This is a genomic window from Aeromonas sp. MR16 (assembly GCF_022549315.1).
Taxonomy (GTDB): Bacteria; Pseudomonadota; Gammaproteobacteria; order Enterobacterales; family Aeromonadaceae; genus Aeromonas; species Aeromonas aquatica.
This window is the reverse complement of sequence record NZ_JAKZFK010000002.1, coordinates 32,603-51,666: the sequence shown is the minus strand read 5'-3', so window position 1 is coordinate 51,666 and position 19,064 is coordinate 32,603. Positions and strand designations below refer to the sequence as shown.

Here is a 19,064-nt window from a genome sequence, read left to right as displayed (position 1 = left end):
AGACAGGCGGCGCCATACTGGCGCCCATCCTTATACCGCTTGCTGCAAAATCACCGCATCGGCCTTCTGGGTGTAGGAGGCGATCTCGTTGAAGTTCAGGTAGCGATAGGTATCGGCAGCGGTCGCATCCAGGGTCTTGGCGTACTGCAGGTATTCCGCCACGGTCGGGATCTTGCCGGTGATGGCGGCAACAGCAGCCAGCTCGGCAGAGGCCAGGTAGACGTTGGCGCCCTTGCCCAGACGGTTCGGGAAGTTACGGGTGGAGGTGGAGACAACTGAGGCGCCTTCCGCGACCCGTGCCTGGTTACCCATGCAGAGGGAACAGCCCGGTATTTCGATACGGGCACCGACCCGGCCGAAGATGCCGTAGTAACCCTCTTCGGTCAGCTGATCCTTGTCCATCTTGGTGGGCGGGGCTATCCACATGCGGGTCGGCAGCTCGCCCTGGTACTTCTCGAGCAGCTTGCCGGCGGCGCGGAAGTGGCCGATGTTGGTCATGCAGGAACCGATGAACACCTCATCGATCTTGGCACCAGCCACTTCGGAGAGCAGACGGGCATCGTCCGGATCGTTCGGCGCACAGAGGATGGGTTCCTTGATGGTGGCGAGATCGATCTCGATGATCTCGGCATACTCGGCGTCCTTGTCCGCTTCCATCAGCACCGGCTTCGCCAGCCACTCTTCCATGGCCTTGATGCGGCGGGTGATGGTGCGCACGTCGCCGTAGCCTTCGGACAGCATCCATTTCAGCATGACGATGTTGGACTTGAGGTACTCGGTGATCGGCGCCTGATCCAGCTTGATGGTGCAACCGGCGGCGCTGCGCTCGGCGCTGGCATCGGCCAGCTCGAATGCCTGCTCTACCTTCAGAGTCGGCAGACCTTCGATCTCGAGGATGCGGCCGGAGAAGATGTTCTTCTTGCCCGCTTTCTCGACGGTCAGCAGCCCCTTCTGGATGGCGGCATGGGGAATGGCATGGACCAGGTCACGCAGGGTGATGCCCGGTTGCAGCTCGCCCTTGAAGCGCACCAGCACGGATTCCGGCATGTCCAGTGGCATCACGCCGGTGGCGGCAGCGAAAGCCACCAGACCAGAGCCCGCCGGGAAGGAGATGCCGATGGGGAAACGGGTGTGAGAGTCACCACCTGTGCCGACGGTATCCGGCAGCAGCATGCGGTTCAGCCAGGAGTGGATGACGCCGTCACCCGGACGCAGGGAGACGCCACCGCGGTTCATGATGAAGTCCGGCAGGGTGTGGTGAGTCTGCACGTCGATGGGCTTCGGGTAGGCGGCGGTGTGGCAGAAGGACTGCATGGTCAGGTCGGCGGAGAAGCCGAGACAGGCCAGGTCTTTGAGCTCATCGCGGGTCATGGGGCCCGTGGTGTCCTGGGAACCGACCGTAGTCATGCGGGGCTCGCAGTAGGTGCCGGGACGGATGCCCTGCACGCCGCAGGCCTTGCCCACCATCTTCTGGGCCAGGGTGTAACCCTTGCCGGTGTCGGCCACAGGCACAGGGCGACGGAACACGGTGGAGAACGGCAGAGCCAGCGCCTCGCGCGCCTTGTCGGTCAGGCCTCGGCCGATGATCAGCGGGATACGGCCACCGGCGCGCACCTCGTCGATCAGCACCTCGGTCTTGAGTTCAAACTGGGCCAGCACCTGCTCGGTGCCATGCTTGCAGATCTTGCCGGCATAGGGGTAGATGTCGATCACATCCCCCATCTCCAGCTTGGAGACATCCACTTCGATGGGCAGGGCGCCGGCATCTTCCATGGTGTTGAAGAAGATGGGGGCAATCTTGCCACCCAGGCAGACACCGCCGGCGCGCTTGTTCGGCACATGGGGGATGTCGTCACCCATGAACCAGAGCACCGAGTTGGTGGCGGATTTGCGGGAAGAGCCGGTACCGACCACGTCACCGACGTAAGCCAGCGGGAAGCCGGTCTGCTTGAGCGCTTCGATGGCCTTGACGGGGCCTATCACGCCATCCTTGTCCGGGGTGATGCCGGGACGGGCGTTCTTCAGCATGGCCAGGGCATGCAACGGAATGTCGGGACGGGACCAGGCATCCGGCGCGGGCGACAGGTCATCGGTGTTGGTCTCACCGGTCACCTTGAACACGGTGACGGTGATCTTCTCGGCCAGGGCCGGGCGGTTCAGGAACCACTCGGCATCGGCCCAGGATTGCATCACCCGCTTGGCGTGGGCATTGCCCGCCTTGGCTTTCTCTTCCACATCGTGGAAGGAGTCGAACATCAGCAGGGTGTGGGAGAGGCCCTTGGCAGCAAGAGGGGCCAGTTCTGCATGATCCAGCAAGTCGATCAGCGGTTGGATGTTGTAGCCACCCTGCATGGTGCCGAGCAGCTCGACGGCTTCGGCCGCACTCAGGATGGGCGAGTGAGCCTCACCCTTGGCGATGGCGGTGAGGAAACCGGCCTTCACATAGGCCGCTTCGTCCACACCGGGAGGAATACGGGAAGAGAGCAGTTCTTTCAGGAAATCTTGTTCACCGGCGGGCGGGTTCTTGATCAGTTCAACCAGGGCGGCGACTTGCTCTGCATCCAGAGGTTTGGCAACTACGCCCTCGGCAGCACGTTCTGCGACGTGTTTACGGTAGGTTTCAAGCACGACTAATTCCTCTTTGGTCTTTTTTTGGGTTCGCCCAAGCTCGCGGCGATCGTCCTTGCGGGACACCCGTAGGGTGCCCCCCACTATATAAGTTTTAACGACTAATTAAAATCCAAGGCCTGTATGCTTATCCGCCAAATAAATCTAACCAACTAAAGTTACTGATGTTTTTGCTGCGGACAAAAAACACACCATTGATGAGTTAACAAAAAATCAGCATTTAAACCTTATTCGAAGGTGGTGCCCAACTGCAGATAGAACATGTCATGGCCCCCCTCCGCCATGCCGTAGCCGAGGAAGATGGGACCGAGGAAACTCTCCACCCCCACATAGACGGAGCCGGCGGTGAAGGAGCTCTCGACGCTGATATCCTCGCCGCTATCCCAGACCCCCCCCTGCTCCAGAGAGCCACCGAGGAACAGCGGAGCCTTGACCGCCCCGAAGTCGTTGTCCGCCACCCGGTAGATGTAACGCAGGCCACCGAACAGGCTGTAGCGCCCGCTCAACTGGTAGTGCTGGAAACCGGACAACCGGAACAGCCCACCCAGATCCTGTACGAACAGCGGCACGTCCTCCTGCGAGGTGGAGCCGCCCCCCTCCAGCATCAGGTTGACGCTGTGGCGTCCCCATGACCAGGGCTTGATCATCACCAGGTGGTAGTTGAGCCCCTCGGTGTTCTCGGTCGGTTCATTGGTCGGCTCTAGCCTGATATGGGAGTAGCCTCCCTTGATATCCCAGTAGATGCCCTCATAGGGGAAGTAGCGACTGTCGAGGGTGTCGTGCTCGAAGCGCACATAGGGGCCCCAGGCGGAAGCGTCCGCATCCGCATCGGACAGGTTCTGGATATCGACGCTGCCCACCTTGCCCTCCAGCCCGAGGGATAACCGGCTCCAGGGCTGACGGTTCCAGCCGATGGCGAGATCCATGCTGGTAAAGCTGTACTCCGAATCCAGATAACGCACACCGGAGGAAAGCACATCTTCTTCCGGGAAGAAGACCCGGCGCTGGGTCTTGTCATAGGCCAGGCTCGCCTCGCCGAAATAGGTCTGGGAGGGCTCGAGCGGCGTATAGAAGTCGGTCTTGAGGTGCTTGGCGGTACCGAGCGATGCCTCGGTCAGCCACTCCCCTCCCCAGTCATTGACGTTGGTGAGGGTATAGGACATGCCGACGTTGTAGTTGGAACTGTTCTCGAAATCATCGGAGAAGCCGAGCTGGAAGTTGAGGTAGCCAGGCCCCCAGTTCTTCTCACTGGCATTGACCACCAGCACGTTCTCGCCATCGCGCTCCACCACCTCGTAGGTGATGCGATCGAAGGACTCCAGCGCATAGAGGCGGCGGATCCCCGCCTCCAGGCTCTCATAGGTCTGCACCTTGTCGGGTCGCACCTTGAGCATGGCGCGCACTGTGTCGTCGGAGAGGCGCGACTTGTTGATGATCTCCACCTTGTCGATGTAGTAGGCCGGCTGGCCGCTGCGCTCGGCACGGCGGCTCAGCTTCTGGTTACGGTAGTCGGCATAACGCTCAGGGGAGAGAGACAGCACATCCAGCTGGCTGGAGGCACGCATGGCCACCTGCTCCCCTATCTTGATCCCCTCCGGCATGAGCGCAAAATCGGCGATGCCCATGTTGCCAAACTCCGGGCTGAGCAGCACGTCTTTAGGCCCCATCAGGGCTTTCTGCTGCTCGGTGCCGACCTGGGTCATGTAGGTGGTGAGCTGGTCTATCATGGCCAGCCCCGACTTGAGAGACTCCCGGGTGCGCAGCTTGGCGCTGATGTCCACCGCGATGACGATGTCGGCCCCCATCGCCTTGGCCACGTCCACCGGCATGTTGTTGACCGTGCCGCCGTCGGCCAGGATGTGCCCCTCCCAATCCACCGGCTTGAGGGCGCCGGGAATGGACATGGAGGCCTGCATCGCCTTGGCGAGGCTGCCGTGATCCAGCACGAAGGGGGTCACCGTCTCCATGTTGGTGGCCATGGCGCGGTAGGGAATGGGCAGGTTATCGAAGCTCTTTTGCACCGGCAGGTTGGAGGTGGCATGGCGCAGCAGGCTGGCCATGGACTGGCCCTGGAAGAAGCCATCCGGCAGTTGGGCCTGATCGCCGTTGACGCCGATGTCGGTGCGCAGCTGGTACTTCTCGCTCTGCTGCTTCTTGCGCAAGGAGAGCTCGTCACGACCAACCTTGTCCTGGTAGCCCTTGTTCCAGTCGATGGAGAGGGTCATGCGCTCCACCTCCTCGGCACTGAGCCCCATGGCATACATGCCCGCCACATAGGAGCCCATGCTGGTGCCCACCACGATGTCGACCGGGATCCGCTTCTCCTCCAGCACCTTGAGCACCCCGATATGGGCCGCCCCCTTGGCGCCGCCGCCACTCAGTACCAGCGCAATCCTGGGGCGGTCCATCTTGGCACCATCCCCGTGCGCCTTGGCAGCGTCGGGAGTCTGGGCCGCCGCCATCAATGGCAAGGCTGCCAGCAGGAGCATTAGCAGGTGGGTCCATCCCCGATGAAAGATGCGCATATGAGTGTCCATTGATCCAGTGCGAGCCGAGTGAGCGATGCCGCCGGCCGAGTGTTACCTACTATAAGTTGAGGAACTGTAACCGCAACTCCTTGTGCTGGCGAGATTTCATCGCCTTTCAGCCGACCGCAGGCCCGAAGCAAGCAGGGCGCCAATCCAGTCCCAGCCTGATGTGAGCGCAAACGTTAATCGACAATAAACGCCATCCCCACCTCAAGAGCGTCATCCGGCGGCCGCTAATATGAGCTCAACCTTAGGCCCACACCCGAGTCACCCTATGTTCGCAAGCCTGACACTCAAACAGAAAATTCTGGCCACCATCATCCTGGCCGTGGCGCTCTCCTGTCTGCTGGTGGGCTACTTCAGCCAGCGCTCGGCCCAGCAACTGATCGAGACCCGCATGTTCGAACAGGAGCTGCCGAACCTGACCCAGCGTATCGGCAAGGAGATCGAGAAGGATCTCACCTCGGTCGCCGGCGCCGCCAAACAGCTGGCCAACGATCGCTTCGTGCTGGACTGGGTCGCCCGTGGCATGCCCAAGGAGCAGGAGTCCATCCTCATTGAACAACTCAAGGACATGACCGCCCAGTATGGCCTGGTTACCGCCTCCTTCGCCGATCGGCAGAGCGCCGCCTATTACAACCAGGATGGCTTCCTGCGCGTCCTGAACCATGACCAGGACAACTGGTTCTACGACTACACCAAGAGTCCGCAGGATCTGATGCTCAGCATCTTCCGCGAGACCAACGGCGAGGTGAAGCTGTTCGTCAACTTCCAGCAGCTCAACGGTCGCGGTCTGGCGGGGCTCGCCAAGTCCCTCGACAGCATGGTCAGCATGCTCGCCAACTTCCGCATCGGCGACAGCGGCTTCGTGTTCATGACCGATGGCAGCGGCAAAGTGAAACTGCACCCGGACGCCGCCCGCATCGACAGAGACAGCCTGGCCCAACTGGCAGGCCCGGGCGCCAGCGGTCTGCTGACCAGGCAGCCGTTCGCCGCGACCCACGCCGAGATCGACGGCCAGCCGGTGGTGCTGGCCACCAGCTATATCCCGCTGCTCGACTGGTATCTGGTGGCCCAGGTACCGGAGGCCGAGATCTACGCCGAGCTGGATCGGGCCCGCCTGCACATCCTGCTGGTGAGCCTCGCCATCGCCGTCGGCATGGGGCTGCTCGGCGTGCTGCTGGCGGGTTCGGTCAGCCGTCCCCTCAACGAGCTGGCCCGGCTGTTCCGGGAACTCGGCAGCGGTGACGGGGATCTGACCCGGCGCCTCAAGGTAGAAGGGCGAGACGAGCTGAGCCAGGTTGCCACCGGCTTCAACAACTTCGTCGCCAAGATCCACGGCTCTATCGAGCAGGTGGCCAACAACTCCCGCCAGCTCGCCGCCACCGCCAACGAGGTGGCCAGCAAGGCCCATCTGACCCTGCACAACTGCACCGCCCAGCGGGATCGCACCGTGCAGGTCGCCACCGCCATCCACGAGATGGGCGCCACAGTGGGCGAAATCGCCGGCAACGCGTCGCTGGCTGCCGACGTGGCCAAGCAGGCCAACGAGCAGGCCGATGCGGGCGCCCTGGTGGTGGCTCAGGCCAGACACGGCATTGTCGGCCTCTCGGGCGAGATCGAGCAGGTATCCGGCGTCATCGAATCCCTGGCGAGCCAGACCGACTCCATCGGCAGCATCCTCGACACCATCCGCAGCATCTCCGAGCAGACCAACCTGCTGGCCCTCAACGCCGCCATCGAGGCCGCCCGCGCCGGTGAGCAGGGCCGTGGCTTCGCCGTGGTGGCCGACGAGGTGCGCAACCTCGCCAGCCGCTCCGCCGCCTCCACCGCCGAGATCCAGGGCATGATCAACCGCCTGCAGGAGCAGAGCGCCCGCGCCGTCAGCGCCATGACCCAGGGTCGCAACCAGAGTCTGGAAGTGGTGGCTCAGGCTGACGAGGCCAACGGGGCGCTGGGGCAGATCACCGCCCATATCACCCAGATCAGCGACATGAACATCCAGGTCGCCACCGCCACCGAGGAGCAGTCCAGCGTGGTGGGCGAGATCAACCGCAACGTGGAGGACATCAACCAGCTCACCATGGAGACAGCCGACATCGCCCACCAGCTGACCGAGTCCAGCCGCAGTCTGCAGCAGCTCTCCGGCGAGCTCGACAAGCTGGTCGGCAACTTCCGGCTCTGAGTCTCCCGCGCTCCACCCCCTCACCCAGGGAGCGCCTCAGCGCTCCCTGTTTTGTGACAACGGCAAGCCATGACGCAGCGTCACAAATCCGACTCAGGGTCGCTGCCGGAATACCGCATAATCAGAGGAGAGTGAAGGAGAACAAGATGGGCAAACTGATGATGGTAATGGTACTGGGCGCGTTGTTGTCGGCCTGCAGCAGCGGCCCGGTGCGGGTGCACGGCGCCGATGTCAGCCTGGATGACACCCGGATCCGGGTCTACGATGGCCATCATGATGGCTACTACTACGATGACTATCATGGCGGCCACAGGGGTCACTTCTGTCCACCGGGACAGGCCAAGAAAGGGCGCTGCTAGCGCCTTTTTTTACAGTCGTACATCTGCTTGTCGGCCTGCTGCAACAGCGTTTCCAACTCGGGCGGCAACGCCGGATCATAGTGCGCCACCCCGGTGGAGCAGATCAGTCGATAGGGTTTGCCCGCCTCCCGGTTGAACGTCACCAGCGCCTCATCGAAGCGGGCCAGCACCCTCGATACCAGCCGGGGGCCAATGCCTGGCAACAGCACGGCGAATTCATCCCCACCCAGACGGGCAAAGATATCCGCGTTGCGAAATACCCGGCACAGCAGGTTGGCCATCTGCCGCAGGGCATCGTCGCCCGCCTCGTGCCCCAGGGTGTCGTTGATCTCTTTGAAGCGGTTGAGATCGAGAAACAGCAGGGTCGCCTCCCTCCCCTGTCGATGGGAGAGTTGCAGGCATTTTTGCGCCAACATGATGAAACCGCGGCGATTGCTGATGCCGGTCAGTTCATCCAGGGTCGCCAGCTGAATGGCCGCCAGCTCGTGCTCCACCATACCGGCCAGATCCGCCAGCAAGGCCCGCTGGCGCTCGTCCAGATGGCGAGGCGTATGATCGATGATGCACAGGGTCCCCATCTTGTGGCCGCCCGCGATCTGCAGGGGGCTGCCGGCATAGAAACGGATATGGGGCTCTCCCAACACCAGTGGATTGTCGGCAAAGCGCCGATCCCGAGTCGCATCCTCCACCACGAAAATATCGTCGCCGAGGATGGCATGACCGCAGAAGGAGATGTCGCGCGGGGTCTCCTGTGCGTCCAGACCGCAGCGGGACTTGAACCACTGCCGTTCCTCGTCCACCAGAGAGATGAGGGAGATGGGCACCTCGAACATGTTGCGCGCCATCCGGGTGATACGATCGAAACGCTCCTCGGCTGAGGTATCCAGAATGGCGAGACGACGCAAGGCATCGAGGCGCTGTCGTTCGTGATCGGGCAGGAGGGGGACTTGCATGGGCGGGCCGTTGCGTGACATGACAGACCCCAGCATAGCAAACAGCCCCGAACAAATCTCTTTTCTCATCAGAAAACAAAAAAGCCGCTCACGGGAGCGGCTTTTCATCAGGGCGGCAAGAAGAAGGTTATTTCTTCTTCTTGGCCTTGGCGTTCGGCAGATCGGTGATGGATCCTTCGTACACTTCGGCAGCCAGACCCACGGACTCGTGCAGAGTCGGGTGAGCGTGGATGGTCAGCGCCAGATCTTCAGCGTCGGCACCCATCTCGATGGCCAGACCGATCTCACCCAGCAGCTCACCACCGTTGGTACCGACGATGGCACCACCGATAACGCGGTGGCTGTCCTTGTCGAAGATCAGCTTGGTCATGCCGTCGGAGCAATCGGACGCGATGGCGCGACCGGAGGCAGCCCAGGGGAAGGTGGCGACTTCGAAGTTCAGGCCCTGTTGCTTGGCTTCCTTCTCGGTCAGACCCACCCAGGCCATCTCTGGCTCGGTGTAGGCGATGGACGGGATCACTTTCGGGTCGAAGTAGTGCTTCTTGCCGGCGATGACTTCGGCCGCCACGTGGCCTTCATGCACACCCTTGTGGGCCAGCATCGGCTGACCGACGATGTCACCGATGGCGTGGATGTGAGCGACGTTGGTACGCAGCTGCTTGTCCACCTCGATGAAACCGCGCTCGTTGACGACCACACCGGCTTTCTCGGCGTCCATCAGCTTGCCGTTCGGCACACGACCGACCGCGACCAGCACGTTGTCGTAGCGAACCGGCTCGGCCGGGGCGTGCTTGCCTTCGTAGGAGACGTAGAGACCGTCTGCACGGGCTTCAACTGCGGTGACCTTGGTCTCCAGCATGATGTTGAATTTCTTGGCAACGCGCTTGGTGTAGATCTTGACGATGTCTTTGTCGGCAGCCGGAACCAGCTGATCGGCAAATTCCACCACGTCGATCTCGGAACCCAGGGAGGAGTACACGGTACCCATCTCCAGGCCGATGATGCCGCCACCGATGACCAGCAGCTTGCCGGGAACGGTTTTCAGCTCCAGCGCATCGGTTGAATCCCATACACGCGGGTCATCGTGGGGGATGAAGGGCAGCTTCACCGGACGGGAACCGGCGGCGATGATGGCGTTGTCGAAGGTGACGGTGGTCTTGCCATCGGCGCCTTCCACTTCGAGGGTGTTCGGACCGGTGAACTTGCCCAAGCCGTTCACAACCTGGACTTTACGCATCTTGGCCATGCCGGCCAGACCGCCGGTCAGCTGGTTGATGACCTTCTCTTTCCACAGACGCACCTTGTCGATGTCGGTCTGCGGGGCACCGAAGACGATACCGTGATCGGCCAGCGCCTTGGCTTCTTCGATCACTTTGGCAACGTGCAGCAGCGCCTTGGACGGGATGCAGCCCACGTTCAGGCAGACGCCACCCAGGGTGGAGTAGCGCTCGACGATAACGGTATCCAGACCCAGATCGGCGGCACGGAAAGCAGCGGAATAACCGGCAGGGCCAGCACCCAGTACTACGACCTGAGTTTTGATTTCTTTACTCATCATGACCTCTTTGTCGTTCTATATCCCCGGACAGCACAGTCTTATGCCAAAGAAGGCGGCTGCAGCCGTGAAAAAAACGGGGCAAGTTTATAATTTTGTTAATGAAATGAGAAGTGAAAAGGGCGAGCTCTGTGCTCGCCCTCTCATTTACATTTACAGAACCAGTCGACGAATGTCGGACAGCACACCGCTCAGGGTGCTGACGAAGCGAGCACCGTCAGCACCGTCGATGACACGGTGGTCATAGCTCAGTGCCAGCGGCAGCATCAGACGCGGCACGAACTCCTTGCCGTTCCACTTCGGCTTCATCTCGGACTTGGAAACACCGAGGATGGCCACTTCCGGCGCGTTGACGATCGGGGTAAAGCTGGTACCGCCGATGCCACCCAGGCTGGAGATGGTGAAGCAACCGCCCTGCATGTCGGCAGCGGTCAGCTTGCCGGCACGGGCCTTCTTGGAAATCTCGGCCAAGTCGCGGGACAGCTCATAGATGCCCTTCTTGTTGACGTCGCGAACGACCGGTACGACCAGGCCCCCCGGAGTGTCAACCGCCACACCGATGTGGATGTACTTCTTCATGATCAGCTTGCTGCCGTCTTCGGACAGGGCGCTGCAGAAGCGCGGGTGCGCTTCCAAGGCCTTGGCGGCGGCTTTCAGGATGAACACCAGCGGGGTGATCTTCACATCCAGCTTCTGCTTCTCGGCCAGCATGTTCTGCTCTTTGCGGAACGCTTCCAGATCGGTGGTATCGGCTTCGTCGAACTGGGTGACATGAGGGATCATGGCCCAGTTGCGGTGCAGGGCAGGACCGGAGATCTTCTGGATCCGGGTCAGTTCCAGCTCTTCGACCGGGCCGAACTTGCTGAAGTCCACCTTCGGCCATGGCAGCACGTTCATGCCGTTGCCATTGCCTTGACCTGCAGCAGGTGCGGACTCGGCGCGCTTGACGGCATCCTTCACATAGGCTTGCACGTCTTCTTTGACGATGCGGCCCTTGCGACCGGAGGCCTTCACCTTGGCCAGGTTGACGCCGAACTCACGGGCCAGACGACGCACGGCCGGAGAGGCGTGGACGTAGGCATCGTTGGCGACGAAGTCGGAAGAAGCGGCAGCCGGGGCAGCGGCCTGAGCCACCGGGGCGGCAGGTGCAGCGGCAACGGGGGCAGCAGCCTGGGCAACCGGGGCGGCGGCAGGGGCAGCACCCGCCACTTCGAACACCATGATCAGGGAACCGGTAGAGACCTTGTCACCGGCCTTCACCTTGATTTCCTTGACGATACCGGCGAACGGCGCAGGGACTTCCATGGAGGCCTTGTCACCTTCCACGGCGATCAGGGACTGGTCGGCTTCGACCTTGTCACCCACGGCGACCATGATCTCGGTGACTTCCACTTCGTCACCGCCGATGTCAGGTACGTTGACCTCTTTGGCAGCGGCGGCAACCGGGGCCGCAGCCACGGGAGCGGCAGCCTGAACCGGCGCGGCAACGGCGGCAGGCGCGGCGCCAGCCACTTCGAATACCATTACCAGAGAACCGGTAGAGACCTTGGCGCCGGCGGCAACCTTGATCTCGACCACGCGGCCCGCGAACGGCGCCGGCACTTCCATGGAGGCCTTGTCACCTTCCACGGCGATGATGGACTGGTCGGCTTCAACCATGTCGCCAACGGCAACCATCAGCTCGGTCACTTCGACTTCGTCGTCACCTATGTCCGGCACGTGCACGTCTTTGCGGGCGGCAGCAGCGGGGGCGGCTGCCGCTGCGGCGGCAACCGGGGCAGCAGCCTGAGCCGGCGCGGCAGCGGCCGCACCTTCGGCTTCGAAGATCATGATCTGGGAACCGGTGGCAACCTTGTCGCCCACCTTGACCAGGATCTCTTTGACGATGCCCGCGGCAGGAGCCGGGACTTCCATGGAGGCTTTGTCACCTTCCACGGCGATCAGGGACTGGTCGAGCTCGACCTTGTCACCCACGGCGACCATGATTTCGGTCACTTCAACTTCATCGGCACCGATATCCGGCACCATAATCTGTTTGGACATTGTGCTTTATCCTCTTACGCGTACGTTTATCGCGTTAACCCTGGCAGCCCCATATCCGGCACTTTCTGCCTAGATACAGAACTTTATCCTCTTACGCATCTGTCGCGTTAACCTTGGCAAGGGCCCGTTTGGCATATAAACCACTGCAAAAACGGATAATTTCCCTTGCTTCTACTGTCACTGAACCTGGCAAGGCGCTGTCCGGCGCAATGCCGGACAGCGCCTCCGTTCTCTTATGCGTACAGCGGGTTAACCTTGTCGGCATCGATGCCGTACTTGGCGATGGCGTCGGCCACAACCTGCTTGTCAATCTCACCGCGCTTGGCCAGTTCGGTCAGGGCAGCGACGACGACATAGAACTCGTTCACTTCGAAGTGACGACGCAGGTTGGCACGGCTGTCGGAACGGCCATAACCATCGGTACCCAGTACACGGTAGTGCTCGGTCGGCACGAAGGCACGCACCTGCTCGGCGAAGGACTTCATGTAGTCGGTCGCGGCGATGGTGGCTTCGGAACCCAGCACTGAGGTGATGTAGGGTACACGGGCGGTCGCGGTCGGGTGCAGCATGTTCCAGCGATCGGCGTCCTGACCATCACGAGCCAGCTCGTTGAAGGAGGTCACGCTGAACACATCGGAACCCACGCCGTATTCGCTGGCCAGGATCTGGGCGGCGGTACGGACATGACCCAGGATGGAGCCACAACCCAGCAGCTGTACCTTGGCCTTGTTACCGGCCACGGATTCCAGCTTGTAGATACCCTTGCGGATGCCTTCCTCGGCGCCTTCCGGCATGGCCGGCATGGCATAGTTCTCGTTCAGGGTGGTGATGTAGTAGAAGACGTTCTCCGGCTTCTCACCGTACATGCGGCGCAGGCCGTCCTGTACGATCACCGCCACTTCATAGGCGTAGGACGGATCGTAGGAGATGCAGTTCGGGATGGTGCCGGCCAGGATGTGGCTGTGACCATCTTCGTGCTGCAGACCTTCGCCGTTAAGGGTGGTACGACCGGAGGTCGCGCCCAGCAGGAAGCCACGGGCTTGCTGGTCACCGGCTGCCCACGCCATGTCGCCGATCCGCTGGAAGCCGAACATGGAGTAGTAGATGTAGAACGGGATCATCGGGCAATCGTTGGTGCTGTAAGAGGTCGCAGCAGCCAGCCAGGAGGACATGGCGCCCAGCTCGTTGATGCCGTCTTGCAGAACCTGACCCTGCTTGTCTTCCTTGTAATAGGAGACGATGTCGCGATCTTGCGGGGTGTATTGCTGACCGTGCGGGCTGTAGATGCCGATCTGACGGAACAGACCTTCCATACCAAAGGTACGGGCTTCGTCGGCCAGGATCGGAACTATGCGCTTGCCGATGGACTTGTCTTTCAGCAGCACGTTCAGGGAACGCACGAACGCCATTGTGGTGGAGATCTCGCGCGCCTGCTCACCCAGCAGCGGGCCGAAGGCATCCAGCGCCGGGATTTCCAGCTTGGTGGTGCTCTCGCGCAGACGGGTCGGTACATAGCCCTTCAGCGCGGCACGGCGGGCGTGCAGGTACTTGTGCTCTTCGGTACCCTCTTCGATCTTCAGGTACGGCAGGTTTTCCAGCTGCTCGTCGGTGACCGGCAGGCTGAAACGATCGCGCAGGTGACGAACAGAGCCCAGATCCATCTTCTTGACCTGGTGAGCGATGTTCTTGCCTTCGGCCGCTTCGCCCATGCCGTAACCCTTGATGGTCTTGGCCAGGATGACGGTCGGCTTGCCCTTGGTCGCTGCGGCCTTGGAGAAGGCGGCGAACAGTTTACGGGGGTCGTGACCACCGCGGTTCAGGGCGAAGATCTCCTCGTCGGTCATGTCTTTGACCAGGGCGGCAGTTTCCGGATAACGGTTGAAGAACTGCTCACGGACGTAAGCGCCGTCGCGGGACTTCATGGTCTGATAGTCGCCATCCACGGTTTCGTTCATCAGCTGGATCAGCTTGCCGGAAGTGTCTTTCTTCAGCAGCTCATCCCACTTGCGACCCCAGATGACCTTGGTGACATCCCAGCCGGCGCCTGCGAACAGACCTTCCAGCTCGTTGATGACCTTGCCGTTGCCGACAACAGGACCGTCCAGACGCTGCAGGTTGCAGTTGACCACGAAGACCAGGTTGTCGAGCTTTTCACGCACGGCAACGGTCAGGGCACCCTTGGCTTCCGGCTCGTCCATCTCGCCGTCACCCAGGAAGGCGTACACGGTCTGCTCGGAGCAATCCTTGATACCACGGTCGGTCAGGTACTTCAGGAAGCGAGCCTGATAGATGGCGGCGATGGGGCCCAGACCCATGGAAACGGTCGGGAACTGCCAGAAGTCCGGCATCAGTTTCGGGTGCGGGTAGGAAGGAATGCCCTTGCCGTCCACTTCCTGACGGAAGTTGTCCAGCTGCTCTTCGGTCAGACGACCTTCGGCGAATGCACGGGCGTAGATGCCCGGGGAGATGTGACCCTGGAAGTAGACCAGATCGCCACCGTCCTTCTCGCTGCGAGCGCGGAAGAAGTGGTTGTAGCAGACTTCGTAGATGGTCGCGGAAGAGGCGAAGGAAGACATGTGACCACCGAGGTCCAGGTCTTTCTTGGAGGCGCGCAGCACTATCATCATGGCATTCCAGCGGATGATGGCGCGGATGCGACGTTCCATCTCCAGGTCGCCCGGGTAAGCCGGTTCGTCGCTGGCAGGAATGGTGTTGATGTAGTCGCGATTCGCCTTCTCAGCCACGTCAACACCGCTGATGCGGGCTTTCTCGGCCAGTTGTTCAAGGATGAACTGAGCGCGTTGCGGACCCTCTTCACGCAGCAGGGATTCCAGAGAGGCAAGCCACTCCAGCGTTTCTATCGGGTCCACATCGTTCTTCAGGATATCAGACATGGCTGGTTCCTATTTTGTTGTGATTGCACGGCATTGCACGGCGAAGGGCGCAAGCATTCGACAATAGAGCCTTGTGGGATTAGTTATCCTGCTGACGGATCCGACGCATGGATCGCTGGATCCGGCTGTCTTCCCTCTGCATATCCAACAAGGTGTCCTCGATAAAGGCCAGGTGCTCATGACAAGCTGCCCTGGCCCGCTCCGGAGCCCCCGACAGGATAGCCTCGATCAGGCTCGCACGATGGCGACGGATCTTGGCTACCACTCCCGGACGGCGATTCAAAATCTCATTATTTCGTAAAATGTTCTGTTCGAGCATGGGGCCCATGGCCCGCAGCAGGTGCAGCAGCACCACGTTGTGGGACGCCTCTGCGACTGCCAGATAGAACTGGGTGACGGCAGCAGATTCGGTCACCAGCGACCCCAACTGACCCGCCTCTTCGATGGCGGATTGCGCCAGGCGGATCCGCTCGAAATCGGCCTCAGTCCCCCGCAACGCCGCATAGTAGGCACAGATGCCTTCCAGCGCGTGACGAAACTCCAGCAGGTCATACTGGGCTTCCGGGTGGGTGCTGAGCAGCTCGAACAGGGGATCCGCGATCCCCTTGCTCAGGGCATTCTGCACATAGGTGCCGCCGCCCTGACGACGATACAAGAGTCCTCTGGCTTCCAAACGCTGGATGGCTTCGCGCAAGGAGGGGCGCGATACCTGAAACTGGATGGCGAGTTCACGCTCGGGGGGCAACTTCTGCCCCGGCTGCAAGCTGCCTTCCAGAATCATGCTTTCCAGCTCGGCGACGATGGCGTCGGCCAGCTTGGGCTGAGTAATCTTGATATAGGGCATGGGGCTACTTTGTTAAATTGGTATTACCAATTCTATGATTGGGGCGAAAATTAGCAGAGGGCTTGGAAAAAGTCCACCCAAAATATGATCTGCATCAAGAACGACGCTTGCCACTTTAGGGGTAAAAAAGCGAAATCATGATATAGCTCATAGAAAATGGTCTGACCAATATTTATGAGCTTGCTCACAGATAACATTTGGCCAACAGCATGAAAAATGGCTCACCCAAAAGGCAAGCCATTGATTTTAAAAATACAAACTAATGTTTGGATTTTTTACTCAAAGTTGAGCATCCCACGATAGCGCTGCCATTCGAAACTGTCGCCCGGATCCGTCTTGCGGCCCGGCGCTATGTCGCAATGTCCGACGATGCGATCGGATGTGATGGCGGGATACTGGTGGGAGATGGCTCGAGTGAGGCTCGCCAGCACCTGGTACTGCTGAACGCTGTAAGGCTGCTCATCTGTGCCTTCCAGCTCGATGCCGATGGAGAAGTCGTTGCAAGCCTCCCTGCCCTCCCAGCTCGATACCCCGGCATGCCAGGCGCGGGCACCAAATGGCACATATTGCACCAGCTCACCATCGCGCCGGATCAGGCAATGGGCCGAGACTCGCAGCTGATGGATGTCGGTGAAATAGGGGTGAGCGGCGGGATCCAACTTGCCGAGGAAGAGATCATCTATCCAGGGACCACCAAACTGCCCCGGCGGCAGGCTGATACCGTGCACCACCAGCAGGGAGATGTCGTCCGGGCTGCTCCGCTTATTGTGATGGGGGGAAGGCACCCGACGGGCCTGCTCGCACCAGCCAGCATCATCGATGGAAAAAATGGTTGTCGGTTGGGTCATCATCTACTCGACTCGCAATGAAAGTATGGCCCGCAACGGGGTGACGGCTCCCGCGATAAACCGGGAACAAGCGTCTGAATCCACGGATAAAATTGTGTTAGGCTGAACCATCTTTTGCAAGGCACTGGACCCCATATGCACCCGATGGCCCGCCGTCTCTGGCTGCTCGCCTGGCTCTCTTTGCTAGGACTGCTGACACTTTACTTCTATTCCAGCGCCAAGCCCTCCGTGACCGCCGACGGTGACCTGCTGCTCAAGGCCGATGCCAGCGGGCATTATCGTCTGGAGGGTGCCATCAACGGCCAGCCGGTGCAACTGCTGCTCGATACTGGCGCCACCAGGGTGACGGTACCGGGTCAGGTGGCGACGCGTCTCGGTCTCGTCGCCACCGGTCGCAGCCGGGTCAATACCGCGGCGGGTGAGATCCAGGTGCAGACCGGCCAGATCGAAAGCCTGGCGATGGGCCCACTGACCCTGTACGATTTGTCCGTCTTTATCAATCCGGTGGCCGACGGGGAGGAGATCCTGGTGGGCATGAATGCCCTAGGCCGACTGGAATTGCGCCAGAAAGACAGGCAGTTGCTTCTCAGACCCTTGCAGGAATAAGGCATGTTACAACAGGACATCAGCCGCGCCGTACGCGCCGCACTACTCGAAGATTTGGGCGACGCCCTCACCGCACTGGATCAACCGGATGCCAGCGCCGATATCACGGCCCAGTTGATCCCGGCCGATCGTGTCTCGACCGCCCGGGTCATTACCCGCGAGGCCGGCGTGTTCTGCGGCCAGCCCTGGGTGGATGAAGTATTTGCCCAGCTCGGCGGCGAAGTCCGGGTGGAGTGGCTGGTGCAAGACGGTGAGCGCCTCTCCCCCAATCAGGAGCTGTTCCGGCTCCATGGCCCTGCTCGCGCACTGTTGACTGGCGAGCGCAATGCACTGAACTTCGTGCAGACCCTCTCCGGTGTCGCCACTCTCACCGCCCGCTATGTCGCTGAGCTGGAAGGGACCGACTGCCGTCTGCTCGACACCCGCAAGACACTGCCCGGGCTGCGCAGCGCCCAGAAATATGCCGTCACCTGCGGCGGCGGCAAGAATCACCGCATCGGTCTGTTCGACGCCTATCTCATCAAGGAGAACCACATCCTCGCCTGCGGCGGTATCAAGGAGTCGATCAGCGAAGCGCGCCGCCTCAATCCGGGCAAACCGGTTGAGGTGGAAGTGGAATCGCTGGCCGAGCTGGGACAAGCGCTGGCAGCCAATGCAGATATCGTGATGCTGGATAACTTCGATGTGCCCATGATGCGCGAGGCGGTAGCCCTGAACCGGGGACGCGCCAAGCTGGAGGTGTCCGGTAACGTGACCCTGGAAACCCTGGCCGAGTACGCCGCCACCGGCGTCGATTTTATCTCTGTGGGTGCCCTGACCAAGCATGTGCGAGCGCTGGATCTGTCGATGCGTTTTGTCTGAACTCATCGGAACAAGAGGTTCTCAGTGACCCTGCCAGATATTACAGGACTCGGAACTTGCAAAAGGCGCCATCGGCGCCTTTTCTTTATGCAGGATCCCACGACATAAGGAGTGTGAAGATGGGCCCTCCCGACTGTATCCAGAGTCAATAGACACTATTTAAGCTTTGATTTTCCTGCGATTTTCACCAAATGACAGAAAAACCGCCAACAAGGGGCTTGCCTCTGTTGCCAACCCTAAGCGCTCGGATAAGATACGGACGTGTGGATAGAATTCCACCGGCACTTCTCAGGAACCATGGACAAAAGGATATTTGACATGAAAAAACAGTCAGGGTTTACGCTAATTGAATTGATGATAGTGGTCGCGATCGTTGCCATCTTGGCCGCCATCGCCCTCCCGGCTTACCAGAGCTATACCAAAAAAGCCAAGTTTTCAGAAGTCGTTGCTGCAACTGGTGGCTTGAAGAGTGCCGTAGAGGTCTGTGCACAAAAAGATGGATCTCTAGCAAATTGTTTAACTGCGGGAACCAATGGAATACCAGCAGCAGTAAGTGGTTCAACTGGTAGTTTTGTTGCGTCAGTTACCGTAGGTGCAGGAGCAGCTAGTGCCTCTGTTGACATAACAGCCGTAGGATCAAACCCTCCATTTGAGGATGCCGAAAAAACCTATGTTTTGGGGGGAACCTACACCAATGGCCAAGTAATCTGGACAAATGCAGCAAGTGGAAGTACCTGTACTTCGACTGGCATTTGCTAAC

The 19,064-nt window shown here is 60.5% G+C and carries 13 protein-coding genes; 5 read left to right on the top strand and 8 right to left on the bottom strand.

All coding sequences use genetic code 11. The annotated features are described in order from the left end of the window. Positions 1-30: 30 nt before the first annotated feature. Positions 31-2,628 (bottom strand): bifunctional aconitate hydratase 2/2-methylisocitrate dehydratase, encoded by a 2,598-nt coding sequence (acnB, locus tag MM194_RS02630; RefSeq protein WP_241342568.1) that lies wholly within the window; start codon positions 2,626-2,628, stop codon positions 31-33. Between the two features lie 227 nt (positions 2,629-2,855). Beyond that, a complete protein-coding gene (locus tag MM194_RS02625; protein ID WP_033129504.1) occupies positions 2,856-5,153 on the bottom strand; it encodes a patatin-like phospholipase family protein in 2,298 nt (765 codons plus the stop codon). Between the two features lie 277 nt (positions 5,154-5,430). Between MM194_RS02625 and MM194_RS02620 the strand changes: the two genes are divergently transcribed. Continuing rightward, entirely contained in the window at positions 5,431-7,341 is a 1,911-nt protein-coding gene (locus MM194_RS02620; protein WP_241342567.1) for a methyl-accepting chemotaxis protein, read from the top strand. A gap of 146 nt (positions 7,342-7,487) precedes the next feature. Then, positions 7,488-7,700, top strand: coding sequence for a hypothetical protein (locus MM194_RS02615; RefSeq protein ID WP_241342566.1), 213 nt, complete (start codon positions 7,488-7,490; stop codon positions 7,698-7,700). Here the strand turns inward: MM194_RS02615 and MM194_RS02610 are convergent. From MM194_RS02610 to ampD, 6 genes are all read right to left on the bottom strand, one after another. Next, positions 7,697-8,653: a sensor domain-containing diguanylate cyclase gene (locus MM194_RS02610; RefSeq protein ID WP_241342565.1), complete on the bottom strand. Its 957-nt coding sequence runs from the start codon at positions 8,651-8,653 to the stop codon at positions 7,697-7,699. The two genes, MM194_RS02615 and MM194_RS02610, sit on opposite strands and share 4 nt — an antisense overlap. 127 nt (positions 8,654-8,780) lie before the next feature. Further along, complete coding sequence (gene lpdA / locus MM194_RS02605) at positions 8,781-10,208, bottom strand: dihydrolipoyl dehydrogenase (RefSeq protein WP_241342564.1); 1,428 nt, start codon at positions 10,206-10,208, stop codon at positions 8,781-8,783. 153 nt (positions 10,209-10,361) lie between these two features. Further along, positions 10,362-12,251, bottom strand: coding sequence for a pyruvate dehydrogenase complex dihydrolipoyllysine-residue acetyltransferase (gene aceF, locus MM194_RS02600; protein WP_241342563.1), 1,890 nt, complete (start codon positions 12,249-12,251; stop codon positions 10,362-10,364). Between the two features lie 233 nt (positions 12,252-12,484). Then, positions 12,485-15,145: a pyruvate dehydrogenase (acetyl-transferring), homodimeric type gene (gene aceE / locus MM194_RS02595; protein WP_241342562.1), complete on the bottom strand. Its 2,661-nt coding sequence runs from the start codon at positions 15,143-15,145 to the stop codon at positions 12,485-12,487. A 79-nt stretch (positions 15,146-15,224) separates the two neighbouring features. Beyond that, positions 15,225-15,989 (bottom strand): pyruvate dehydrogenase complex transcriptional repressor PdhR, encoded by a 765-nt coding sequence (pdhR, locus tag MM194_RS02590; protein WP_241342561.1) that lies wholly within the window; start codon positions 15,987-15,989, stop codon positions 15,225-15,227. 275 nt (positions 15,990-16,264) lie between these two features. After that, positions 16,265-16,837 (bottom strand): 1,6-anhydro-N-acetylmuramyl-L-alanine amidase AmpD, encoded by a 573-nt coding sequence (ampD, locus tag MM194_RS02585; RefSeq protein WP_241342560.1) that lies wholly within the window; start codon positions 16,835-16,837, stop codon positions 16,265-16,267. 135 nt (positions 16,838-16,972) lie between these two features. Between ampD and MM194_RS02580 the strand changes: the two genes are divergently transcribed. The 3 genes from MM194_RS02580 (at position 16,973) to MM194_RS02570 (ending at position 19,063) form a co-directional block, all read left to right on the top strand. Continuing rightward, on the top strand, positions 16,973-17,443 hold the full coding sequence (locus MM194_RS02580) for a retropepsin-like aspartic protease (RefSeq protein ID WP_241342559.1): 471 nt from the start codon (positions 16,973-16,975) through the stop codon (positions 17,441-17,443). 3 nt (positions 17,444-17,446) lie between these two features. Continuing rightward, positions 17,447-18,304: a carboxylating nicotinate-nucleotide diphosphorylase gene (gene nadC, locus MM194_RS02575; protein ID WP_241342558.1), complete on the top strand. Its 858-nt coding sequence runs from the start codon at positions 17,447-17,449 to the stop codon at positions 18,302-18,304. A 318-nt stretch (positions 18,305-18,622) separates the two neighbouring features. After that, entirely contained in the window at positions 18,623-19,063 is a 441-nt protein-coding gene (locus tag MM194_RS02570) for a prepilin-type N-terminal cleavage/methylation domain-containing protein (protein WP_241342557.1), read from the top strand. The last annotated feature ends 1 nt before the right edge of the window (position 19,064 follow it).